This is a genomic window from Microseira wollei NIES-4236 (assembly GCF_020521235.1).
In the GTDB taxonomy this organism is placed as follows: domain Bacteria; phylum Cyanobacteriota; class Cyanobacteriia; order Cyanobacteriales; family Aerosakkonemataceae; genus Microseira; species Microseira wollei.
In genome coordinates this window covers 1-8,331 of record NZ_BLAY01000281.1, presented here as the reverse complement: position 1 = coordinate 8,331, position 8,331 = coordinate 1, and the positions used below count along the sequence as shown (strand labels likewise).

Here is an 8,331-nt window from a genome sequence, read left to right as displayed (position 1 = left end):
ATCGCAACGGTAAACCAGAAATAATTACGCGCCGGGGAAGAAAGTCGGGCAAACCTACCAAGCGCTATTTATCAGAGCGTAGATTTATGCGTAGTCTTGGGGTTGCCCCAGGTAAAGAAGCATCGGGCGATCAAGACTTAGACCGGGTAGGGGGATCGGATTTGTGCCCCATGGCGCTGTGGCAGTGGGTGTTTACTCGCATTGAACCCAAGCTCACGCGTCCCAAGAACAACATCGGCGAAGGATTGGGTCACGTCCTCGATGCCGAAAAATTCTCAGGTCGCCCAATTAAACTGGTACGTACTAAGCTGGCTGCACTAGCTACGAGGCTATTGTTCAAACTGCTAGTTCTGGGCCTAAAAAGTGACTAGAGTGAATGTTAAAATTCTCATTTAGCCTCCCGACTGGTTTTGACAGTTTGGGGGGTAATGCTTTCCATTGCTGTTTCAGCGGCTTTGGGTAGCGGAACTAGATTTTTCGGGACAGGCTGCTGCCTTGGCAAGCAATGCAACCGTTAAAAGATGAGCCTACAGCATTGTGGTGCAGCCGTCAAGCGTGGGTTGGGCTGAGACTGGTTTAATTTTTGTAGCGAGCGCCGTTACTTCTGTTGCATCAAAGCTACGATAGTAGTTGCCAACACGTCAATTTGATCCAGGTTTTTTTCCATAAAAGAACGGGTATATTTGCCTGGTGTGCTAGAGTCTTGAATTCCTCAACCAAAACGTGAGGTGAGCCAATGAACAATACTCAAACAACCTCAGCTAAGATCGGTCATCGTTGGGTTAGTATTACAGAAGTTTTACTAATTGTTAGTTCTCTTGGTACTTCGGTAGCTGCTGTCATATTGCAACAATCTCTGCTGGCAACGCTAGCATCTGTTCCGCTCTCGCTTGCCGTGGGACTAAATTCATGGGAAAAAAACCGTCTCTCTCAAGCTTATCAAGAGAGTCAGGCGAGCATTATTCGTTTAGAGCAGCAGCTAGAAGCTTGGCAATCTTCAAATACCATTTTAAACTTAATTGAAGCCGAATCTCACCACGAAAGCTCAATAGAAGAAATTTCAAAATACCTGCAAGTTTTGCAAAATAAAATATATTGGCTTGACCAAAATATTCAGCATAGACAGCCCATAGCATTTAAAAATATAGTCAGCCGTAAGGATATCAAGGAATTAGAAGGAGAAATAAAGGAGGTAGATAGTCGCATTGATAACTTCCGTATTCCCGATATTAAACAAAGAATGTGTCAGATAGAACGGGAAATTCATAGCCTACATTTTAAAATAAAAAATGATAGTATTGCCAACCAAGAAAATGTAGAAACAAGAATACATAATGCCATGGCGGAATTAAGAAGCCAATATACTATTCTGGCAAGGAGAGTTGAAGAAATCCAGGTAGAAATCAAAAATATACCTGCTAAACAGCCAAAATATTTTAATCAAACGAATTCTAAAACTGCTCAAGACAGACGTTTGTAGCTGCTGGGGAAAACCAGCAATTCCTGGTCAGGGGATTTGCTATTCATGTAGTAACGAACCAGGATGATCTGCTAGGGCAGTTGTTAATCGGACAGACAAAGTGGGAATAATAGACGGTAAGGACTTCCTCGTTGAATTTCAACCGTACTGTTATATACATGAAACTGAGCCAAAGACTTGTTTTGCGTAGTCAATTGAACTGGAAACCTCGATCTGGTGTTACTATTTTGCTCGGTGCGGCGCTGTTGTTATTCGCCCTCGTTAGCTGCGTCCAAGAACCACCCCCACCGTTGCGCATTGGTACTAATGTTTGGCCTGGATACGAAACTTTGTATCTGGCTCGCAGTTTAGGCTATTACGATAACACTCCGATTCGATTGGTGGATTATCCTTCCGGGACAGAAGAAGTGCGAGCTTACCGGAATGGGGAAATTGAAGCTGCCGGTATCTCCCTAGATCAAGCATTAGTATTAGCCGCAACTAATCCGGATGTTCGCATTGTGACTGTGATGGATTTTTCTGCCGGTGGAGATGCAATTTTAGGGAAACCAAATATTAAGAACTTGCCTGGTTTAAAAGGGCGAAAGGTGGGGGTTGAATCAACGGCTTTGGGGGCATTTGTAATTACCCGTGCCTTGGGGAAAGTTGGGTTGTCACCCCAAGAAGTGGAAATTGTGCCGTTGCAAGTTTCGGAACACGAACGAGCGTTTAAAGAAGGAAAAATAGATGCAGTCGTAACATTTGGGCCACCCCTGACCAAACTATTGGCAACGGGTGCAAAAATACTGTTTGACAGCAAGCAAATTCCGGGGGAAATTGTAGATGTTTTGATCGTGCGCTCGAGCGCGATCCAAAACCAACCAGATGCCGTGCAAGCATTGGTAAACGGTCGGTTTCGCGCCTTGGAGTACTTGCAAAGCAACCCCCTAGATGCCGCTGGTAGAATTGCTTTGCGCACGGGTGTAACTGCCGAACAGTTCCTACAATCTTTAGAAGGTCTGAGCCAGCCAAACTTGCAAGAAAACCAAAGATTGCTGAGTAAAACCGACCCGATGTTACTCAATAGCATAAACCGGCTGGCTGAGGTAATGTTAGAAAACAATTTGTTACCTAAACCAGTGGACACCACCGCCTTGCTGGACGATCGCTTCGTCAACCAAGCTAAGTGGTGAAGCAAAATAGGGAAGTTAGATCGGATTTGGCGACGCCACCCATGAAACGTTTTTCATTGCCTCTGCGTTTCTCGATTCCAACTATTTTGGTATTGTTCAGCAGCTTGCTGGGCGTATTTTCTTTTCAACGGGAATTATCCCTGTCTAACTCCCGTCAAGAAGAACACGCAGTCCACGATCTCCAGTTGGTGGGGAGCCAAACTTCCGGGATATTGGAATACTTGTACCGCAGAGGAGATGTGGAGCAAGCGGAAATCATCATCAGCAAGATGGGAAGCGACCCCAAGTTGCGGTTGGTTTTACTGTGCGATGAAAACAACCGCGTCATCCTATCCACCCGTTACGAACTGCGGAACCTTCCAGTCAGCGAAACCCCTGGGGCGAACAGCTTGAGTGCATTTTCTATTGTGCGGGAAAATATGTCAGCGCAACTAAAGCTTTCTGAGGATAAACGGAAGATCTGGGGGATTTATCCAGTGCTGTTGGGAGCTAAACCTGGTGAACTGCGTCCAACGAGGGTCGGCATTTTATTGGTAGAGTATGACCTTTCGGGGGAAAAAAATGCGGCTTATGCAGATGCTTTACAGCGATCGCTTGAATCAATTGCTGTAATCGCCTCTGGTTGCGTTGCGGTTTGGTTGCTGTTTGACAAAATCTTGACCCAGCGAGCATCCAAGTTAGTTGCAGTCAGCAATAGTTTAGCCCAAGGAAAGCTAGATGTTCGCGCCCAGTTGCAAGGATGGGATGAACTGACGCAAATATCGGCAGCGTTTGACCGCATGGCGGATCGAATTCAGAACGATACCCTGGCGTTGCAGGAGAGCGAAGCCAGATTCCGGTCTTTAGTTGCCAACATTTCGGGGGTAATTTACCGCTGTGGGTGCGATCGCGAGTGGACAACGGAGTTTATTAGCGATGCGATCGCCCAAATTTCCGGTTATCCCCCATCTGATTTTATTAACAATCAAGTGCGGAGTTTTGCCAGTATTATCCATCCTGAAGATCGGGAGACGGTGGAAATTGCGATCGATAGCGCGATGCAAGAGCAGCAGCCTTATACAATCGAATATCGCATCGTTCGTGCCGATAACAGCATCCGATGGGTTTATGAAAAAGGTCAAGGCATCCGCAAGTCAAACGGCGACATTCTCTGGATCGATGGCGCAATTTTTGACATTACCGAACTCAAACTGGTAGAAACCAAACTACAACAAGCCAAAGAAGCCGCCGAAGCAGCTAACCGTGCTAAAAGCGAATTTATCGCCAACATGAGTCACGAATTAAGAACTCCACTCAATGCAATTTTGGGTTTTGCTCAAGTGATGCAACGGGATGCTGCCATTGCTTTAGAACATCAATCCCATCTAGAGATTATTCATCGCAACGGTCAACAATTGCTGGATTTAATTAATAACGTCCTGGAACTGTCAAAAATCGAAGCCGGTACCGCCAAGCTGGATGAAATTAACTTTGATTTGTCCCAACTGCTAAATGGACTTCAAGAGATGATGCGCCTTAAAGCATCTGCCAAGCAAATCCACTTGATATTTGAGCGATCGCCTGATGTTCCCCAGTACATTAAGGCAGACGAAAAAAAATTGCGGCAAGTCTTAGTTAACCTGCTCGACAATGCCATCAAATTTACCGATGTTGGTACGGTGAAATTGCGGGTTGTGGGAAATTCACCAATTACCAATTACCAATTACCAATTACCAATTACCGCCTCATATTTGAAGTTATAGACACTGGTTCTGGCCTAACAGACGAAGCCGCGACAGCTTTATTCAAACCATTTGTGCAAATTAACACGACTGAAGGATGGCAAGCCGGAATGGGACTGGGATTAGCGATTAGTCGCAAGTTTATCCACTTGATGGGTGGGGATATTACCGTTAGCAGTACTTTAGGAACCGGCAGCACCTTCAAATTTGATATTCCGGTGCGTTTGGCAAGCGCAACCGATTTTCCACAGCCACAACAAGCTCGTCGGATTATCGGTTTAGTACCCAACCAACCGCCAGTTCGCTTATTAATTGTTGAAGATCAACCGGAAAACCGCTGGCTGCTGTCAAAGCTGCTGACATCGGTTGGTTTTGAAGTCAAGGAAGCTAAAAACGGGCAAGAAGGCGTGACACTGTGGGAAGAATGGGAACCCCATCTGATTTTGATGGATCTGCGAATGCCCGTGATGAACGGTTATGAAGCAACAGAGAAAATCAAAAGTACTCCTAAAGGAAAAGCCACCGCGATTGTTGCTGTCACTGGGTTTGCTTTTGAAGAAAATCGCGCCGCTATTTTTGCGGCGGGTTGTGACGATTTTATTAGTAAACCGTTTCAAGCCAATGTCATCTTTGCCAAAATAGCCGATCTTCTCGGCGTGCGTTACATTTATGAAGCACCTGCCCAAAGTTGCGAAGTCTCCCCACCCCCTGTTTTAAAGCTGACTCCTACCGCTTTGAGAGTAATGCCCGATGATTGGATCGCCAAACTGCATCAGGCTGCGGTTGACTGCGATGATAGCTGGATTTTTCACCTGCTCAAAGAGATTCCACCGGAATATACAACCCTCACAACTGCTCTCACCAAGCTAGTCCGCGATTTTCGCTTTGGTGAAATTATCGATCTGACCCATCAAAACACTTTGTCAAACCCGCCCTGACCAGCAACATTTCAACATATACAGTCTCAATCAAATAAGTCAACAAAAATTTGCAAAATTTTTAGTAAGAATGTGTTAAAATAATAAGTGGGTGAGAGTTGATAATTAAATAAACAAGAGTTGATTGGCTATAGCCAAAAAGCGGGAGGATAAAACGATGTTAGAAAATTTATCGAGAGATCCGCCTCGCGAAGCAGCGCTAGGCAAGAGCGCCCAACTTATACCCGACCCTTGGGATCTACCCAGCGCTCGCTCGGAGAGGGTTCCAATGCCGGAAAATTGGAAATTACCCGTAGAACCTCACCCGTTAATCGAGGCGGCGGGAAACCCAGAAGCGCCAAGGTTAAGAGGGCAATCGAGAGAACCAGAACTTAGACCAGTGCAAATATTGTTGCAAGGCGAGTAGGGACACGGCATCATCAACATCGTTCTTTGGATCAAAATATCTTGGTTGCCGTGTCCCTACTGCCAATGAAAATGCGATCGCGGGTTATTTGCCAACCAAATTGAACAAGCGGTAGCACTGCTAGTGTGGGATGGGGATTTTAGGGACTTGAGCGCGACGGGTTAAAAAACTGCAACGCAGCCGCCCACGCAAGGGAGGAAAAAAGACAATGAGGCGATTTCGCAACCGAACCGAAGCGGGACAACAGCTGGCTAAAAAGCTGAGCGCTTACGCCAATCGCACCGACGTACTGGTGTTGGGGCTGCCCCGTGGGGGCGTACCCGTGGCGTATGAAGTTGCTGTGGCACTGAATTTGCCGTTAGATATCTGTCTGGTGCGGAAGCTGGGGGCACCCGGAAACAAAGAATTGGCGATGGGTGCGATCGGGATGGGTGGGGTGATGGTACTCAATCACGATGTGGTGGAATCGCTGCAAGTTTCCACTCAAGCGATCGCAAGGGTTGTAGCGTTGGAAGAGAAAGAATTAGAAAGACGCGATCGCGCGTACCGGGGCGAGCGTCCTTTCCCCGACTTGCAGGGGCTTTCAATCGTTTTGGTGGATGACGGAATAGCTACGGGAGCAACCTTGCGTGCGGCGATCGCCACCTTGCGACAGCAACAACCTGCCAGGATTATCGTAGCCGTACCAGTAGCGCCCCTCTCCACCTACAACGAATTGAAAGCAGAAGTAGACGAGGTTGTGTCTCTGGTGACACCAGAGCGCTTCTATTCAATTAGCGTCTGGTACGACCAATTCGATCAAACCACCGATGAAGAAGTCCGCCACCTGCTCCTTGAACGCCCATCGGTAATTAGTTATTAGTTGAGAACGGAATGCGGATCGCTATCCGGTCTATGCTTCAAATACTCGAGTTTACTCGAGTTTAGACTAGATTTCGGTGCAAAACATCAAAATACCGGCTGCCATAATCATCAACTAATTCCGACAAACAACCGCTTTCTTCCACCCGCAGCGCCAAAGGTTGCCGCGCCGTCGCCGTCAGAATCCGCGCTTCCTCCGCTTCATAATCGAGTACAGGTTGCACCCCCAGGGGCGAACCATAAACAAGACTTGCAGCGCCCGATTTTCCGGCGCCCTCTCCATGGCTAATTTTTTGATAGTGTCCTATGATACCCACCGCACCCGAACGATCGCAGGCCGTCGCGCCACCAGAAAACTGATGAAAGAATCTTCCCAAAAATGTCGCCAATCCAAAGATGAAAGAATCTTGCCAAACATCAACGCCAAGATTCCCGATTCGCCAGGGGGGTAGCGAACATCAGTAAATTTTGTCGCCCATCCAAAGATGAAAGAATCTTCCCAAAAATGTCGCCAATCCAAAGATGAAAGAATCTTGCCAAACATCAACGCCAAGATTCCCGATTCGCCAGGGGGGTAGGGAACATGAGTAAATTGTCGCATTACCCAAAGATGAAAGAATGTTCCCTGCAATGTCGTCAACCCAAAGATGTTTGCTGCCTGGGTAGGGAACACCAGTAAATTGTCGCATTACCCAAAGATGAAAGAATGTTCCCTGCAATGTCGTCAACCCAAAGATGTTTGCCGCCTGGGTAGGGAACACCAGTAAATTGTCGCATTACCCAAAGATGTTTGAACGCCGCGCCCCTGCAATGTCCCATTCCCCAAACATGAAAGCATCTTAGCAAAAATCAAGCCACAGATTCCCGATTCGCCAGGGGGGTAGGGAACACCAGTAAATTGTCGCATTACCCAAAGATGAAAGAATGTTCCCTACAATATCGCCAAACCAAAGATGAAAGCATCTTACCAAAAATCAACCCAAACATTCCCGATTCGCCAGCGGGGTAGGGAACATCAGTAAATTGTCGCCTTCCCCAAACATGAAAGAATGTTCCCTACAATGTGGTCACCAAAGATGTTGGAACCTTGCCAAAAATCAATCCAAATCTTCCCTATTTGTCAGGGTAGGGAACATCAATCAATTTTGTCGCCAATCGAAAGATGTTTGAACGCCGTGCCCCTACAATATCGCCAAACCAAAGATGAAAGCATCTTGCCAAAAATCATCCCAAACATTCCCGATTCGCCAGCGGGGTAGGGAACATCAGTAAATTGTCCCATTCCCCAAAGATGAAAGAATGTTCCCTACAATGTGGTCACCAAAGATGTTGGAACCTTGCCAAAAATCAATCCAAATCTTCCCTATTTGTCAGGGTAGGGAACATCAATCAATTTTGTCGCCAATCGAAAGATGAAAGAATGTTCCCGGCAATGTCCCATTCCCCAAACATGAAAGCATCTTGCCAAAAATCATCCCAAACATTCCCAATTCGCCGCCGGGGTAGGGAACATCAATAAATTTTGTCGCCAATCGAAAGATGAAAGAATGTTCCCGGCAATGTCCCATTCCCCAAACATGAAAGCATCTTGCCAAAAATCAACCCAAACATTCCCAATTCCCAGGCGGGGTAGGGAACATCAATAAATTTTGTCGCCAATCGAAAGATGAAAGAATGTTCCCGGCAATGTCCCATTCCCCAAACATGAAAGCATCTTGCCAAAAATCAACCCAAACATTCCCAATTCCCAGG

Annotated in this window: 10 protein-coding genes and 1 pseudogene; 6 read left to right on the top strand and 5 right to left on the bottom strand. The window is 46.5% G+C overall.

The window, feature by feature from the left end; all coding sequences use genetic code 11:
* The 6 genes and pseudogenes from MiSe_RS45715 to MiSe_RS45690 form a co-directional block, all read left to right on the top strand.
* Positions 1-371, top strand: a pseudogene (locus MiSe_RS45715) (IS110 family transposase); the annotation flags it as partial.
* 365 nt (positions 372-736) lie between these two features.
* A complete protein-coding gene (locus MiSe_RS45710) occupies positions 737-1,480 on the top strand; it encodes a hypothetical protein (RefSeq protein ID WP_226593461.1) in 744 nt (247 codons plus the stop codon).
* Between the two features lie 158 nt (positions 1,481-1,638).
* Positions 1,639-2,652 (top strand): ABC transporter substrate-binding protein, encoded by a 1,014-nt coding sequence (locus MiSe_RS45705; RefSeq protein ID WP_226593459.1) that lies wholly within the window; start codon positions 1,639-1,641, stop codon positions 2,650-2,652.
* 41 nt (positions 2,653-2,693) lie between these two features.
* Positions 2,694-5,312 carry a response regulator gene (locus MiSe_RS45700; protein WP_226593457.1) on the top strand — a complete coding sequence of 873 codons (2,619 nt, stop codon included), beginning with the start codon at positions 2,694-2,696 and terminating at the stop codon, positions 5,310-5,312.
* A gap of 157 nt (positions 5,313-5,469) precedes the next feature.
* A complete protein-coding gene (locus MiSe_RS45695; protein WP_226593455.1) occupies positions 5,470-5,718 on the top strand; it encodes a hypothetical protein in 249 nt (82 codons plus the stop codon).
* Between the two features lie 208 nt (positions 5,719-5,926).
* Positions 5,927-6,580, top strand: a complete 654-nt coding sequence (locus tag MiSe_RS45690) for a phosphoribosyltransferase (protein ID WP_226593454.1) — start codon at positions 5,927-5,929, stop codon at positions 6,578-6,580.
* 61 nt (positions 6,581-6,641) lie between these two features.
* Here MiSe_RS45690 and MiSe_RS45685 read toward each other — a convergent pair whose 3' ends face one another.
* The 5 genes from MiSe_RS45685 to MiSe_RS45665 all read right to left on the bottom strand — a co-directional run bounded on the left by MiSe_RS45685 (position 6,642) and on the right by MiSe_RS45665 (position 8,174).
* Positions 6,642-6,956 carry a hypothetical protein gene (locus tag MiSe_RS45685; protein WP_226593451.1) on the bottom strand — a complete coding sequence of 105 codons (315 nt, stop codon included), beginning with the start codon at positions 6,954-6,956 and terminating at the stop codon, positions 6,642-6,644.
* Entirely contained in the window at positions 6,884-7,180 is a 297-nt protein-coding gene (locus MiSe_RS45680) for a hypothetical protein (RefSeq protein WP_226593449.1), read from the bottom strand. The genes MiSe_RS45685 and MiSe_RS45680 overlap by 73 nt, the downstream gene beginning before the upstream one ends.
* 35 nt (positions 7,181-7,215) lie before the next feature.
* A complete protein-coding gene (locus MiSe_RS45675; protein WP_226593447.1) occupies positions 7,216-7,356 on the bottom strand; it encodes a hypothetical protein in 141 nt (46 codons plus the stop codon).
* A gap of 358 nt (positions 7,357-7,714) precedes the next feature.
* Positions 7,715-7,861, bottom strand: a complete 147-nt coding sequence (locus MiSe_RS45670) for a hypothetical protein (protein ID WP_226593445.1) — start codon at positions 7,859-7,861, stop codon at positions 7,715-7,717.
* 103 nt (positions 7,862-7,964) lie between these two features.
* The gene (locus MiSe_RS45665; RefSeq protein WP_226593443.1) at positions 7,965-8,174 is read right to left on the bottom strand and encodes a hypothetical protein; all 210 of its coding nucleotides are present in this window, start codon (positions 8,172-8,174) and stop codon (positions 7,965-7,967) included.
* Between the last annotated feature and the right edge of the window lie 157 nt (positions 8,175-8,331).